Genomic DNA, 14,962 nt, shown 5'->3' with positions numbered 1-14,962 from the left:
TTGTTATTAAGCATAAGAAAACGGCTGCCTGGGACAGCCGCTCATTCAATAGTCAAAGATGAATGGTCGCTTTCAAAACATCTGTAATTGGGGATGCAACTTCTTAAGCTTGAACCGCTTGTAATGTCTTCCCTGTTTCGAGATAACTTTTCAAATTGCTCAATATTGCTGGCCAGCCGTTATTATATCCTCTGAACGTATCTCTTTCTACGGTATAGTCAACTTCAAGTAGATTTTCATGGATCAAAGTCAGCTTGACAGTGTCATCCATTGGTGTTAGCTCGAAGGTAACAATTGTTGGTTGACTCCGTTCGGTGGAATCTTCAGCATGGATCCAGGTGAAAGACAAGTTACAATATGGTTCACAATTCAACACTTTACCGGAAACGTCCAATTCACCATTTCCACGAAGATATTTAACTTCTGCACCTTCCTCCCAATCAGATTGGACTTCACGCCCGAAGAAATACTTTTTTGTGAATTCACCTGAGGTTAGTACTTCCCATAGCTTTTCAGGGGTTGTCGCAATATATGTAGCATAGACAAATGTGTGGTTACTCATCTTCATCATCCTCCAATTCGTTTTTCAATTGTTGTAAGGCTTCGATACGATGACGATCAAACTTTCCAATCCATCGTTCATAGATTTCATTGATTGGTTTTGTATTCAAATAGTGGAGCTTGGTCCGTCCTTTCCAGACCACGACAATAAGATTGGCATCTTCCAAAATCCCTAGATGCCGGGTGACAGCCTGGCGGGACATATCCAGGTACCCGCATAATTCACTTAGGGTTTGGCCGTTTGTTCTATATAACTGGTCTAATAACCTTCGTCTGCTTGAATCGGCAAGCGCCTTGAAAACTTTTTCCATGTATCCATTATACGCAACAATTCAGTTGCATGTCAATTATGTATGACTTATCACTCGTTCAAAATGTCCTAGTCTTCATTTTCCAGACATGACGAATGTTGTGTTTTAACGTAATAAAAAGGAGATCGAAATATGAAAAAGAATGTAAAAAATGATAAAAATGTTTAGGAGGGATTCGATGCTAAGAAGGAACAAGTTTATTATGGTGTTCAGCTCGCTCGTATTGTTAGCTGGATTACTCAGTCCCGTCCATGGAGATGCACAAACCAAAGGCCCAGGAACTCCAGAAAACCAAAATTATGCGGTATCTGGGTTCATAAGTCATGACGAATTAAGTGAAAGGTTAGGGGAGATTGAGAATAGCAGTAATGGCCGAGTGGATGTCGAAGTTGCTGGCTATTCCAATCAGGAACGTGAAATTTATACTGCAACGGTGGGAACAGGTGAAAAGGTATTATTACTTCAAAGTGAAATTCATGGAAACGAAAAAACAGGCACGGCAGCATTGTTGAATATCCTTCAATATCTTGGTTCAAATAACTCTCCAGAAGCAAAGAAAATCAGGGAGGAAGTTACCATAGTAGCGATGCCGATGGTAAATCCTGATGCTACAGAACTGAATCGAAGAGGAAACGATTTATCGTGGAATGAGGTTGTTGAAGATTTCCCTCAATTGAGTGGTATAGAACCATCGTGGAATTATTACACCTATCAAAACGAATATTGGGACTATGCCTCTAATCCAGGATTTGATGTCAATCGTGATTTTAATCCTGATCTTGACTATATTCCTCAAGCAGAGGATTTTCCGGGGGATTCATCTTTGCCAGGGTGGTACATTACACCTGAAGCACAAACTGTACGGGACGTATATAAAAGTTTAATCGAGGATTTTGGAAAAGTAGATGTGTTTGTAGATCTCCATCACCAAGGAGTCTACACGATTGAAGGGAGCGGAGAACCAGTAACCCTTTCCATTTCAGGCGAATTCATCCCTGATCCTAATAGTTCGGAAGGTGAGAAATATAGTGAATATGCAGATCAATACGATGGAGAGTTTTCAAAACAATTGAATGTTGCTGCTTATGATGCTCTTCAACAAATGGGAAATTCGCCTTTCGGAAATATTTCACTTTATCCTCAAGAACTTGATCTCCCAGGAACTGCACTCGGTTCTTTTGCCTTGAATGGCAGTGGGGCTGTGCTATTTGAAGTGACGGGTCAGACCCAAAGCTTCGGCCAGAAAAAGAGAGGACAGCTAGTGAATGCCGTTGAAACAGGACTTTTTGGTATCATTAATGGTGTGGCTTCTGGTGATGTCTACGAAATCAATGCTGATGAATATGATGACATTCCGCTGACGGACCGTGATCAAAACTATGGATTTTAAATGAGGCTGAACTATAAGTGTCTGACTCTCCGAACTTACTAACATTTTGAGAGAAATTGTGTTTATTTACAAAATGTGATGTTGGAGGTGTCTGACACTTTTCTTTTTGGACCAGCCCATTTATCATAGTTCAGATCAGTTGTCTCCGCCGCCTAGTCCACCGCCGCTGCCGCTGGAGTAACGGTTGTCCCCCATGACGTAGTTCGAACTTTCACCCGATTTTGCGTGTGGATTCATTGAATGCTGTGATGTATTTTTATTTTTCTTCCGTCTCCAATCAATGATACCCGCAAAGGCAAGCAATGCACCAAGAAAACCGAAAAACCAACCCATGAGATCACCCTTTCCTACACAGTCATATATTTACATACACACAAATAAAATATGTTGCAGTTTATCTACTATTATATTAACATTAAATTCCATTATTGTCGTAGCCTAATGGGTCGAGGGAGGTAAGTACGAGTGAAAAGAATTGCGATTGTTGGCTGTGGTGGCGCCGGAAAATCGACGTTATCCAGAAAAATCGGGGAAATCCTTACAATCGAAGTCATCCATTTGGATCGCTTGAATTGGCAGCCAGGCTGGGTTGAAACACCGCGGGAAGAGCTGAGGAATAAGCAGGAACAGCTTGTGAAAAAGGATCGCTGGATTTTTGACGGAAATTACGGGGCGACGATGGATGTACGGCTAGAAGCGGCGGACACGATCGTGTTTCTGGATATGCCTCGGCTGACATGCTTTTATCGGGTCATAAAAAGAAGAATCATAAACCACAAGAAAACAAGAGTGGATATGGGTGAAGGGTGCCCAGAGAAACTTGACCCAGAATTCTTGAGGTATGTTTGGAACTTCAACAAGGCTCGCCGACCACAATTATTAAAAAGGCTAGAGAAATTTGAACGTGAGAAACAAGTGATCATCCTCAAGACGAAAAAAGATGTGGAATTGTTCATTGAATTAGTTTATCAACAGAAGATGATGCAGGACGAAATCTGTACGAGTTCTAGTAAACAATGAATCTACTTCAACAGCTTGGTTAAAATGATCCGCTCTAATGTTTTCCACGGCAGGATCGTCTTTAAAAATAGATTCATTTTCACACCTTTGCCAATAGGGTATCGGAGTTTCGGGATTTTCTTTTGGCTTGCGAGACGGGAGACAAGCTCAGCGACTTCAAGCGGATTTCCGTGTGAGTCCTTATCGCGTTCGATGTTCTCCATGATCGCTTCTAAATACGAATGATAGGGAGATCCATGATCTAGTGGCATGTCATCGAGTGTAGACCAAATATTCGTTTTATAGGATCCTGGTTCAACGAGTATGACATCGATGCCGTAGGGCTTCAGTTCAAGACGGAGGCTTTCGCTGAATCCTTCAAGAGCATGTTTTGAGGCTGCATATGGGGATAAGCCCGGAAAACCGAATCTTCCGCTTATGCTGCTGATGTTGATGATGCGTCCGCTCTGTTTTTTTCGCATGTATGGCAGTACCGCTTGTGTGACCTCGATCAAACCGAAGACGTTCGTTTCAAACTGCAATCGATAGTCCTCTATGGACAGTTCTTCACAAAAACCGCCTGCTGCAAAACCTGCATTATTCACCAGTACATCGATACGCTCAAACGTTGAAAGGGAATCCTTGAAACGACGGATGGATTCAGCAGAAGTGACATCAAGTTCTTTTGGATGAATCAAATCCGCCACTTGATATTCCGCTGCCAATTTTAAAAGAGGTTCAGCTTTCTCTAAATTTCTCATTGTACTTATGACCTCGAATCCAGCCCTAGCTAGTTCGTTTGCAAACAGCATGCCGAACCCGCTGGAGGTCCCTGTGACGATAACGCGTTTTCGTTTCATGATTGATCTCCTATCTGAGTCTTAGGTATGAATGGGATACATCTCCAATATAGACTTCTCGTTGGAGGAATCCAACTCCTTTCCTACAAATTGTTATTCTGATGTAATTATTTTAAAATCGCTGTGTCATATTCAACTGGTAATATAGGACAGGTACGAATTTTGACATAAGGGAGATGTAAGGTTGAAAAAATTAGCAGCAGGGTTAGCATTTGCAGGAGTTGTGGCATTCAATCCGATCGTCGGACATGCAGCACTTGGAGACCAGACATTGAAACCTGAAATGGAGCATTCAGACGTACAAGAACTTCAAGAACTACTGGATGAAAAAGGGTACTTTGATTACAGTAAAACAACGGAGTATTATGGCGATTACACGACAGAAGCTGTGAAAGAGTTCCAGAACGCCAAGGGTCTTGCGGCTGATGGGATCACTGGAAAAGAGACTTACAAAGCACTAGGGATTTTCAGTAAAGAAGCGATTGTCAATACAGCGAAAAAATATGAAGGTACATCTTACGAGTGGGGCGGTGAATCACCTGATGGCTTCGACTGCAGCGGTTATCTTCAATACATCTTTGACGAGGGTGTTGGGGTAGAGCTTGACCGTACCGTTGCACAAATGTATGAAGATGGAAAAGAAGTAAGCTCTCCAGCCATCGGAGATATCGTGTTCTTTGACCTGGATGGTAATGGACCGAGCCATGCAGGCGTCTATATCGGCAAAGATAAATTCATGCATGCTTCATCATCGGAAGGCGTAACAGAAAGTGACCTTGAAAGCTCTTATTGGAAGGACCGTTACATAGGCGCAAAGCGATATCGTTAAGTTTGAGAGATGATCCTCAGGTGGGTCATCTCTTCCGTTTTGTAGATAATTTCTTGTTTTTGTAGATTCCATTTTTGTAGATAAAATCGGACTTTTGAGGTAATTCCAGATTTTTTGCATTTCCCCTTGCATTTTGTGGATAACCCCTCCTTACCTCTGAATACATACCTCATATTTCATTTTTTTGGCGCCTTTCCAATACATTCATTTGAATTAATAAACGAAAAAAAAGTACCAGTTCTCAGGTGGGGGCTGGTGCTTTTCATCAGCAGTAAAAACTTGGATGTGGTGGTAGTTTTGATAATTTGATGAACTACAACAATTATCGACCGATTTCGACTATAATGGATGAATATGCAGAAATAGAAGGGGACTAGGGCTATTGCTAGAATATAAACTTTTCAAGAAGGCGGGAGCAGAGCATGTGGTTTTGATCCACGGCATCGGCGGGAACTCCAATGTTTTCTATAAACAGCTTAAGGATTACCGGAAACGTTATAACGTGGTTGCGATCCACTTACCTGGACACGGGTATTCACCTGATGTTCATGAATATGAAGCAGAATTGTCATTCGACCTTATTACGGATGAAATCTTTAAAGTGATGGACAATTTACATATTAAAAAGGCGCATTTTGTAGGGGTATCCTTAGGGGCGATCATCATCCATCACCTTATGAAAAAGAACCCGAAACGGATGAGCAGTGCCGTTTTAGCTGGAGCGATCACACGTTTCAACTTCATGTCGAAGCTATTGATCATAGTAGGGGAACTTGTAAAAGGGTTCATTCCCCATATGTGGCTGTATGCCCTATTTGCGAAGATTCTGATGCCCCATAAGAACCACAAACAGTCGCGCTCGATTTTCATTAATGAGGCGAAAAAGATGACCCGGAAAAATCTGCTGGCGTACTTTGCATTGAACGATAGGATCGACCATTCATATCAATTCGTTCAACAGATCGCAAAGGATGTACCAAAGCTTTATATTTCTGGAGAGGAAGATTACTTTTTCATCAACTTTTTACGTAAAGATATCGCTGGCGATCGGAATGCCTCGTTATCCATAATCGATCATTGCGGGCATGTGTGCAATATAGAGAAACCGAAAGAATTCAACAGGCTGTCTTTGGAATTTCTCAATAAAAACATGGACAAGGCAGCATCGATGTAAGTGAACCAACATAGGAGTGAGATTGATTGAACATATTTTTAACTGGTTCGACCGGCTTTTTAGGGGGAAAACTGATCCGGAACTTGATTGAAGACACGGATCATCACCTTTACCTACTATTTCGGAATATAAAGAGAGCTGAAAAAGTAACAGCAGGCTTTACGAAGGAACAAAGGAAAAGGATCCACCTTGTACAAGGAGACATCACCGTACCTGGATGTGGGCTGGATCCCAAGGATATGGTGCCTTTTACTGGTAAAATTGATGTCGTCTATCATCTTGCTGCTCTCGTCAAGTTCGAAGAGGAATTAAGGGATGACTTGTTTAAGATCAATTATGAAGGCACGAAGAACATACTCGATCTAGCTGTCAAAATGGGCGCGAAGAAGTTTCTCTATGTAAGTACCGCTTATACAGTAGGGAAAAGGACGATCGGAATTGAAGCTTTTTACGATCCAGACGAGGTGTACAACAACCCATATGAAGAAAGTAAAGTACAGTCAGAGCATCTCGTAAACTCGTACCGTGATCGGATGGATGTTTCGATTTTCAGGCCAGCGATCATCATTGGGGACTCGAAGACAGGCGAAGCGGACTCTGCTTTCACACTGTATGGTTTCATGCGTGCGCTTGAGATTTTTAAAAGAAGGACCATCCGTGCAGGTCGGAGCCATCAACTGTACAGACTTGTAGGTGCGATGGAGGGTACTTCGAACTTCGTCCCTGTGGATTATGTAGCCGATCTTTTGGGGCACGCACTTGGTGCGGCGGAGGCAGGTAAAGTCTACAACATCACCAATCCGAATCCACCGACGAATGCAGCGATTTTGACCTGGATCCAGCAGGCATTAGAAATCAATAATTTATCGATCGTAGACGTAGATGAGGAGCATGATCTTAGCGAAGAAGAAATGCGTCTCAATGGAATGATCGAAGTTTTTGCAGCATACTTGAAGAGTTCGATTACCTTTGAAGATGAAAATACACAAAAATTGATTGCAGGTTCTGATATCAAACACTTGAATCTATCCGATGAGGCGATCAAGATGATCATCAATGCCTATTTGGAAACAAAAGCTGTACCTGCTTGATAGCAAAGCCCAGAGGTGGCGCCACCATCAAAATTGATGCGGTCCGCCTCTTTTTTATGGACGAAATCAGGCGGGAGCAGATGGAAAAAGCGAAACCCTGTCCGAACCTAGGGCAACGTCGGACATGGCTTGTCAATTCGGGCAAATGCAAGGAAGTGGTGATTATCACAACAAGTCACCTGGATCACTTCAAACTTCTTGTGGCGGTAACTAGTAATCTACCTGGCTAAGAGTGTGCTTCCAATTTTCTTGGACCCATGGAGAGCGAATATATCTCCACCGTATATGACAGGATTTTCAAAAAAAAGCCCCCTTGTTGGTCAGACAAGGGGAGGGGGAGGTCATAATACTATACGATGCTTTAAGTAAAGCATTTTTCTCTATCTTTGAACTGCTTTGATTCATATATACCCAGACCATTCACCAGCAAAACCAAGTAATTTCTTCCATATATCAAAGGTACTAGTTGGATTTATATCCTTGGTTGAATTGGTTATGGGTATGCGATTTGAGATAATGGGTCATACCGAATCCCATTTTGTTGGGATAGGACCCGGAATTGGTTAGTGGAATACCATTTTACTAGTTCCGGGTATTTTAATGGATTCTTATCGCTTTGCCTTGTAAAAAGATGGTTACTCTTTATTGTTTGATAGTTTCAATGTAAAATAAAAAGTGACAGAAAATTACGAGAAAAGAGGGGGATGAGATGGGAACTGATTCACACCTTCAAAAAAAGGAAACATATGCGAATTTGTTCATGTCATTCATTTCGATTCTCGGTCTAGCTGCTATCGGATTTTCCTTCTATACGGCTGAACTGCCAGGAAATCTTATGGTCTTATTGCTTTTCGTGGTGTTCCTCTTTCTGACAGAATTCTTTCCTATGGCTGTTTGGAAAGGGCATAGCTCACTAAGCTTTCCGCTCATCTTTACATTTTTTCTCGTGTATGGCTTGCCAACAGTCGTTATCACCTATGCACTGATCGTGATGACAGTGAATATCGTCCAAAAACGTCCTATGAGAATCCTGTTTTTTAACCCTTCTCAGTTGGTATTGAGCTTCATAGGAGCGATTTATATATCCCGTTTCATACATGGAACATTCATCTCGGATGAACCATTCATACCCTTTGCATTGCTTTCCATGGGGATGATCACCGTTCTCTATTTTGTTATCAATAATATTCTTGTCGATCTTGTTTTGCTCATCAGACCACAAGTATATCCTTTCCGATTGTGGATGAAGAAGTTCAAATCAGAGTCGGTCAGTGCAATCATCTCGCTCAGTTATATCGGTGTCATGCTTTATCTCGGAAATCAAAACCGGGGTAGTGTAGTCGATGTCTATTCCTATTTCTTCTTTTTCTCACCTCTGATCGGTCTTGCTCTACTAAGCTCATTCATCGCACGGATCCAATCGGAACGGAATCGCTTAAGTGCACTATTCAATATTTCGACCGAATTGAACCGGTTGCTGCCATCTGAGGAATGGGTTGAATCCATCAGGACAAGCTTGAATGAGTTTGTGGAAGCGGATGCGAGCATATTATGGGTAAAAGAAGATGGACTATGGAAAGTCCGGTTTCAACACGGACAAGTAGCCAAAGGGAGAATAAATTGTAAAGAGGAAGTTCGCCATTTTGATGGTATTAAAGAACCAATGGTCTTTCAAAACCGGAAAAAAGATCCTGGGCTTACTCCCGCTTGTTTCCATCATGCTATAAAAGCAATGGTCTATGCACCGATTGTCCTTGATGGTACTTTGCTTGGTATGCTGGCTGTTGGAAGGACACGAAACAATAGTTTCCGCAAAGAGGATGTCCAATCGATCGCGACTCTGGCAAACCAGCTTGCAGTTGTCATAAAAACAAGAATGCTGATCGTGGAACAAGAAAAGCGGACGGTCTTGGAAGAGCGGAACCGGATTGCACGCGACATCCATGACGGGGTCGCACAATCCCTTGCTGGAGCTGTCATGAAGCTCGAAACGGCTGACCGGAAATTTTTACAGAAACCACCTGAATCCCACCACCTTGTCAAAGATAGTCTCAGCAAGCTGCGGCATAGTCTCAAAGAAATCCGGCAGTCGATTTATGCGCTGAGACCCTATGAAACTGAAAGGGTCGGATTGACGCAAGCAGTTTTAAAACGAATCGATGTCATCAAACAAGAAACGGGACTAGAAATTACATATGAAGAAAGAGGGAACTCGATTTATCTTAGTCCAATGGTGGAAAAGGTCATGTTCGATATTTTCCAGGAGAGTCTCCAAAACATCATCAAGCATGCAGAGGCTACGAAAGTCAATGTGCTGCTTAGTTATCAGAAGGAACACGTACTCCTTAAAGTGACAGACAATGGAATCGGTTTTTCCTTACTCGACGCGATGGTGAAGGCGAAGAACGACCCGCATTTCGGGATCCTGAGCATGAACCAGCAGGCAGATAAAATCGAAGCTATCTTACAGATCGATAGTAAAGAAGGAAAAGGTACAGAAATCAATTTAACGATCCCGAAGCTCGGGTTCGAAGGAGGAATGGAAGATGATCAACGTCATGCTAGTGGATGATCATGCGGTTTTACGTGATGGCCTCAAAAATATTTTCGAAATGGAAGATGACATCCAGGTCGTCGGGGAAGCAGTCAACGGAAACGAAGCCCTTGAAGTGCTCAAGGAAATGAAACCGGATGTCGTATTGCTCGACATCAATCTTCCTGATAAAAACGGTGTAGAACTGACTGCAATTTTTAAAAGAGATTATCCCAATGTCAAAGTATTGATTCTGACGATGCACAGCATGGACGAATATTTCATGGCAGCGATCCGCGAAGGGGCTGATGGCTACTTGTTGAAGGACGCACCTTCTGTCCAAGTTGTCGAGGCGATTCGGACCGTAGCGAAGGGCGAATCCATCATCGATCCGTCTTTGACGAAAAAGCTCCTTGGCTATTACAACCAGAAAAATGAGACAACAGATAAATCGGAGCTGACAGAACGGGAAAAAGAAGTGTTGATATGTCTTGTTGATGGTCTAAGCAACAAGGAGATCGGAGAGAGGTTGTTCATCAGCGACAAGACTGTGAAGATCCATGTCAGCAAGATTTTCAAAAAAATCAACGTGAAGAGCAGATCCCAGGCCGTCATCTACGCTGTCCAAAACCAACTCGTTCCATTACCATGATTTTTCTGCAGCTTTACAACTGGCCAGATTAATTACGAGAAACGGAGATTTCCGTTAAACTCGTTGGTAAGGAGTGGAGCCTTTGAAAAGAATCAGTATGATTTTAATCGGTTTGATCATCATTACCGGGTGCAGCGGACCAGGGGATAAGACCGGGGTTGAGGTTGGCGATCCGAATGTACCGGCTCCCGAGGAGGAAGTGAAAGGGGAAGACTAGGCTCATGGAAAAACTATTTGTAGTAAGACATTGCAAAGCTGAGGGACAGCCGCCTGAATCCCCGTTAATGGAGGAAGGGCACAACCAGGCAGAGGAACTTGCGGAATTTTTCTCAACGATCCAGATTGACAGGATCATCTCCAGTCCTTTCACACGAGCGCAACAATCAATCGAACTGACGGCAAAAGCCTTGAAGATGTCAGTGGAAACAGATGACCGTCTTTCTGAGCGAATTTTAAGTACGGAAAATCATGATGATTGGCTTGAAAAATTACGCCATTCTTTTGTTGATTTGTCGATGAAATTGCCTGGAGGGGAATCGAGTCAGGAAGCGATGGATCGGGCAAAAAGTTTGTTCGTTGAGCTGATAGAGCGATCAGAACAAAATGTCATTCTCGTCACGCATGGCAATTTGATGACCTTACTGCTGAAGCATTTCGATGATACATACGGTTTTGAAGAATGGAAACAGCTCAGTAACCCGGACGTATACCTGGTTTCATTTAAGGATAATGACCACAAGCTGGAACGGCTATGGGATAAGTAAAAATAATAGGGAAAGGAGGCAAATTCTTGCCTCCTTTCCCTATTATTTTTGGCACTGTTAAAGCGTTCTGTTGATTTTAACCGAAATTCGCGACACTCCTGCTGGAAAATCGATCCAGGCGAGATCCCACACTCTTTTAAAGGATTTTCGACTAAAATAATGAACTTCGACTAAATACCACCACGTCCTATGGTGAACGTCGAAGTCAGTACATCCTGTACAAGTACGTCCTGTGGTGAACGTCGAAGCCAGCCCACATCCTGTGGGTTAATACAGGGAAGTGATGTCTAGCTCAGCGACCAGTCACTTGGATCACTTCAAACTTCCTGCGGCGGCAACAGATTGATTGACATCCTTATGAGTTAGCCCACGCAGAACCAAGTCTTTGTTTGGTTCGAGCCTCCTCGTCCGTTTTCCAGTGACCTACGTGCCTAACCGGGTCGCTTCCGCTTTTCGTTTGCCCGCGGAAAGGGAGTGGATTTCGCAAAAATCAATTAGAGCTTAAAACTAAAGAATTATCTTAAAAAAGAAAAAAGCGGTCCGAAGGATGTAACCTTCGAAAGCCGCTTTTTCCAACGCTTTTTAATATGGGCTTGTTGCTGTAAATGTGAATGGAACATTGGCGCCAGAGTAGAGGCCGACGTAAACGTATTTGGTGCCGCCGGGGATCACGCCGGTTTCGTTGGCACCAGCAGTTGCGACGCCACCGATCAACTCGAAGTTTCCATTGTAGAAATAGACGTCGTAATCATAATCGCTCTCACTTGAGCCTTCCAGCATGAAATTGTGGATTCCGTCACCAAATTCTTCAGGCAGGCTGACAACATATCCATCTACGCCCTGGGATGCTGGCTCAGGGTTTTGCGTCGTTACGAATTCATTTTCCGTAACAGCTAGGGTCGCAGGAACCCCTGCCAGGCTGCCGATCCCAGTTCCGGCATTACCCGCTTGGACCGTTCCTTCAGTCACAAATGGTTCCGTAGGTTCCTCCACGATCGGCTCGATTTTCGCTTTACCTTCTGAGAAGGCTTGAAGCTCTGCGACTTGGACATACCCTTTTGAATTGTCTTGCGCGCTGTGCGCTACAAATTTCAGGTATTTCGCCTGAACCGGTTCTTCCAGATCGAATCCACGGTAATGCAAGTCTGCGATAGTCGGTCTCGGTTTTTGAGCGTCGAATGCATCCCGGGCTACAGTCGTCCAGTTTTCACCATCGACAGAAGCTTGTACGCTGAAGTTTTTCAAGGTTGCGAATCGGTTTGCCGAAACATCCTTCGCAGCACTCACCTGGATATGGGACACATCGACGGCTTTATCTCCAGCCAGATCAACGACAAACTCTGAACCTTTGAATCCATTTTCCTGCGTATCTGATGCGTAAACACTAGCTTCTGTATCGTCGATCGCGAGTTTGACAGGATTACTATCGGATTCACCAGACACACTGTTTATCGCTGCACCATTGAAGGAGGAAGCAACGTTCGGCGATAATTCGAACGCTAATCGATTTTTCTCGCCAGGCTTGATTTCGACATCACGGATTGTTCGTGAACCGAATCCTTTGGCCTGGATGGTGATGTCATAGGTACCTCCCACCATATACGTTGCAAAACTACCTTTTTCACCTGTAATGGAGACAGGGGTTGTGCGTGCCTCGAACTCTCCAATCATAATGCGAGCATCCGAGATTGGTTGATTCGTAGATGCATTGATCACTTTACCGACAAGCTGTCCGTTACGCTCGCCATCCGGGTGATTGAATGCAGGAACTGGATCCGTATCATCTCCTCCGTTTGATTGAGCGTCAGCACCTAGTCCTCGTTGCGCGAAAGCAGTCCACAATGCATCATAATGCTCGCCGTCATAACGCTCGAAGTCTGCTGCAATGATCGCTGTCCGCATATCCTTCATCGATGGATCCGGTACTGAAATCGGCATCGCATCAATGACCAAATGTTCCGCAACGGATTCACCCTCTTCTTTACCGTACCGTTCAATCAATTCTTCTCTCATATGCCATAAGATCGCTGCCCATATGTCCCCGTCAGAGTGGACTTCAGGACCGACGATGTCATACCCAATATCTCCGTAGTTATACGGGGCATCGTCAAGGGAATAGCTGCGGATCCCGCGCTCATCGTTGCCAGTCACATAAGCGCCGACGACAGGTTTCTCCTGCAATCCATTTTTAACGAGATAGTGCATACCGTACCAGTCTCCCCAGCCTTCGCCCATGGAACCGGATTGGTGGCTGCCGAGCGCTTCGCCCCCAGCTACGAGACGATTCGACAACGCATGGGAGTATTCATGATAGATGATACCAGCATCAAAGTCCCCATCTGCATATTCACCTTCAAAAGCACCGGCAATCGGTTCCCATAGGAACATGCCGCTCCATGCAGGAATTCCATCCGGCAATGTCAGCATGTAAGCATTGTCCCGGCCAGTATAAGTCGGTGCACCGCCAGATACTGCGCCAGCCTGGACCAGACCAAGGATCGCGTCCCCGTCGACACCGCCTTTTCCGAAGTTCGAATATTGCATGTTACCTGCCTCTTCAACCCATCCTAGATTGTAGTAGTAATCATGGAACAGGTTATGATGGTAAAACAAGTTGGTCGCTGCGCTGTTGAGATCATCAGCGTAAGATGGAGGAACGGTCTGACCTTCGGTTTCCTGCCATGAATTTTTAAAAGTGAAACTGAATTCGCCAGTCGGTGCAACCGGTCGTACGGCTTGATCGACAGGAACCAGAAAGTTGCTCCAGTTCGCAAATGAATTCGCGTTGTTTCCGAATGTCGTCACACCGAGATCTGTACCCGGAAGAAGCCAGCCTTGTGGGGAGGCATCCGGATCTCCTTTGAACGATTTGACAACTTGGTTGCCACCTTGTGCTGCTCCAGGATAATTTTCAAAAATCAAACCCTCTGGTTCCAGCAAATAGTCGACAAGGGAACGTTTGTAAAGCCGTTCACCAGTTTCTGCATCTATAACAAGCTCGTACCCTTCATTCAGCTCTTCAATGAAAAGGACACGGTAAGCTGGGCGGACTCCATCAGACGTTACAAATGTGGCTTTTTTAACCCGTTGTTTTGCAGGAAGGACGTCACCGCCATCGAAAACGTCCCAGCCATGTTCCGTTCCAAGAGATTCAGGTTTGTACTCTAAATCTCCTGCTTCAAGTTCGACTGCTTTTTTCAGCGCGTCGGCCGAAGAAAGGACGAAGTCTCCAGCAACCGATTTCGATCGGCTCACGTTGCTTGTTACCGATAAAATTTTACCGTCTTTATTGACAGCGACAATGATCCGTCCCCCATAAACCGATTCGATTCCATCAAACGTCTGCTGGAATGTCACCGGGTGAAGTCCTGTGTCTTTCATTGCATAGTCTCGGATCACATTCAGCGTATCAATTTCTGCTGAAGATAAACCGAAAAGCGCCGCATTCTCTTTCAGCCAGTTACTTGCTACGGTTTCTGCATCCTCATTCGAACCCTCTGTAAGATAGCCCCTTTCTTTTATGATGGTAGAGGGAGTTCCGAAGAGACTGTTCCATTCAATCTTCGTTCCAGCACCAGCATTCTTGATGAGTGTATCTGCTGCTTCAAGCTGGACTTCCGTTGGTAAAACCCGATCCGCAGCATCACGGACATCTTCCACAATGGAATGATGATGTTCATCTGTTTCATTTATCGAGCCAGTGGATTGTGCTGCATTTCCACCACTTGTCATAAGGACCTGTCCTGCGAGCAATGTTAGACTTAACACAGTTAGTAGACTTCGTTTTTTCAAAATGAC

The 14,962-nt window shown here is 44.1% G+C and carries 14 protein-coding genes; 9 read left to right on the top strand and 5 right to left on the bottom strand.

The genetic code is table 11. From position 1 onward, the window contains the following. Window positions 1-103: 103 nt before the first annotated feature. Both KOL94_RS17890 and KOL94_RS17885 read right to left on the bottom strand, forming a co-directional pair. Window positions 104-562 carry an SRPBCC family protein gene (locus KOL94_RS17890; RefSeq protein ID WP_221567963.1) on the bottom strand — a complete coding sequence of 153 codons (459 nt, stop codon included), beginning with the start codon at window positions 560-562 and terminating at the stop codon, window positions 104-106. Then, complete coding sequence (locus tag KOL94_RS17885; RefSeq protein WP_221567962.1) at window positions 555-872, bottom strand: ArsR/SmtB family transcription factor; 318 nt, start codon at window positions 870-872, stop codon at window positions 555-557. Before KOL94_RS17885 ends, KOL94_RS17890 begins: the two co-directional genes overlap by 8 nt. Before the next feature lie 178 nt (window positions 873-1,050). Between KOL94_RS17885 and KOL94_RS17880 the strand changes: the two genes are divergently transcribed. Further along, the gene (locus KOL94_RS17880; RefSeq protein ID WP_221567961.1) at window positions 1,051-2,262 is read left to right on the top strand and encodes a M14 family zinc carboxypeptidase; all 1,212 of its coding nucleotides are present in this window, start codon (window positions 1,051-1,053) and stop codon (window positions 2,260-2,262) included. A gap of 135 nt (window positions 2,263-2,397) precedes the next feature. Here the strand turns inward: KOL94_RS17880 and KOL94_RS17875 are convergent, their stop codons facing one another. Further along, on the bottom strand, window positions 2,398-2,595 hold the full coding sequence (locus KOL94_RS17875; protein WP_221567960.1) for a hypothetical protein: 198 nt from the start codon (window positions 2,593-2,595) through the stop codon (window positions 2,398-2,400). A gap of 132 nt (window positions 2,596-2,727) precedes the next feature. Here KOL94_RS17875 and KOL94_RS17870 point away from each other — a divergent pair, with 132 nt between their 5' ends. Continuing rightward, complete coding sequence (locus KOL94_RS17870) at window positions 2,728-3,282, top strand: DNA topology modulation protein (RefSeq protein ID WP_221567959.1); 555 nt, start codon at window positions 2,728-2,730, stop codon at window positions 3,280-3,282. Window positions 3,283-3,284: 2 nt separating this feature from the next. Here KOL94_RS17870 and KOL94_RS17865 read toward each other — a convergent pair whose 3' ends face one another. Beyond that, window positions 3,285-4,121 (bottom strand): oxidoreductase, encoded by an 837-nt coding sequence (locus KOL94_RS17865; protein ID WP_221567958.1) that lies wholly within the window; start codon window positions 4,119-4,121, stop codon window positions 3,285-3,287. Between the two features lie 184 nt (window positions 4,122-4,305). On the opposite strand from KOL94_RS17865, the gene KOL94_RS17860 reads away from it, so the two are divergent. The 7 genes from KOL94_RS17860 to KOL94_RS17835 all read left to right on the top strand — a co-directional run bounded on the left by KOL94_RS17860 (window position 4,306) and on the right by KOL94_RS17835 (window position 11,164). Next, on the top strand, window positions 4,306-4,950 hold the full coding sequence (locus tag KOL94_RS17860; protein ID WP_221567957.1) for a C40 family peptidase: 645 nt from the start codon (window positions 4,306-4,308) through the stop codon (window positions 4,948-4,950). A 382-nt stretch (window positions 4,951-5,332) separates the two neighbouring features. Further along, window positions 5,333-6,124, top strand: a complete 792-nt coding sequence (locus KOL94_RS17855) for an alpha/beta fold hydrolase (protein WP_260412513.1) — start codon at window positions 5,333-5,335, stop codon at window positions 6,122-6,124. 26 nt (window positions 6,125-6,150) lie between these two features. Then, the gene (locus KOL94_RS17850; RefSeq protein ID WP_221567956.1) at window positions 6,151-7,215 is read left to right on the top strand and encodes an SDR family oxidoreductase; all 1,065 of its coding nucleotides are present in this window, start codon (window positions 6,151-6,153) and stop codon (window positions 7,213-7,215) included. Window positions 7,216-7,924: 709 nt separating this feature from the next. Then, the gene (locus KOL94_RS17845) at window positions 7,925-9,787 is read left to right on the top strand and encodes a GAF domain-containing sensor histidine kinase (protein WP_221567955.1); all 1,863 of its coding nucleotides are present in this window, start codon (window positions 7,925-7,927) and stop codon (window positions 9,785-9,787) included. Then, window positions 9,762-10,400, top strand: a complete 639-nt coding sequence (locus KOL94_RS17840; protein WP_221567954.1) for a response regulator — start codon at window positions 9,762-9,764, stop codon at window positions 10,398-10,400. Before KOL94_RS17845 ends, KOL94_RS17840 begins: the two co-directional genes overlap by 26 nt. An 82-nt stretch (window positions 10,401-10,482) precedes the next feature. Further along, complete coding sequence (locus KOL94_RS25385) at window positions 10,483-10,617, top strand: hypothetical protein (protein WP_260412512.1); 135 nt, start codon at window positions 10,483-10,485, stop codon at window positions 10,615-10,617. A 4-nt stretch (window positions 10,618-10,621) separates the two neighbouring features. Next, window positions 10,622-11,164: a histidine phosphatase family protein gene (locus tag KOL94_RS17835; RefSeq protein WP_221567953.1), complete on the top strand. Its 543-nt coding sequence runs from the start codon at window positions 10,622-10,624 to the stop codon at window positions 11,162-11,164. Window positions 11,165-11,746: 582 nt separating this feature from the next. On the opposite strand, the gene KOL94_RS17830 is transcribed toward KOL94_RS17835, so the two are convergent. Continuing rightward, window positions 11,747-14,956, bottom strand: a complete 3,210-nt coding sequence (locus KOL94_RS17830) for a M36 family metallopeptidase (protein WP_260412511.1) — start codon at window positions 14,954-14,956, stop codon at window positions 11,747-11,749. Window positions 14,957-14,962 lie beyond the last annotated feature (6 nt).

This window comes from Alkalihalobacillus sp. TS-13, assembly GCF_019720915.1.
Taxonomy (GTDB): Bacteria; Bacillota; Bacilli; order Bacillales; family Fictibacillaceae; genus Pseudalkalibacillus.
This window is presented reverse-complemented; position numbering and strand designations above follow the sequence as displayed.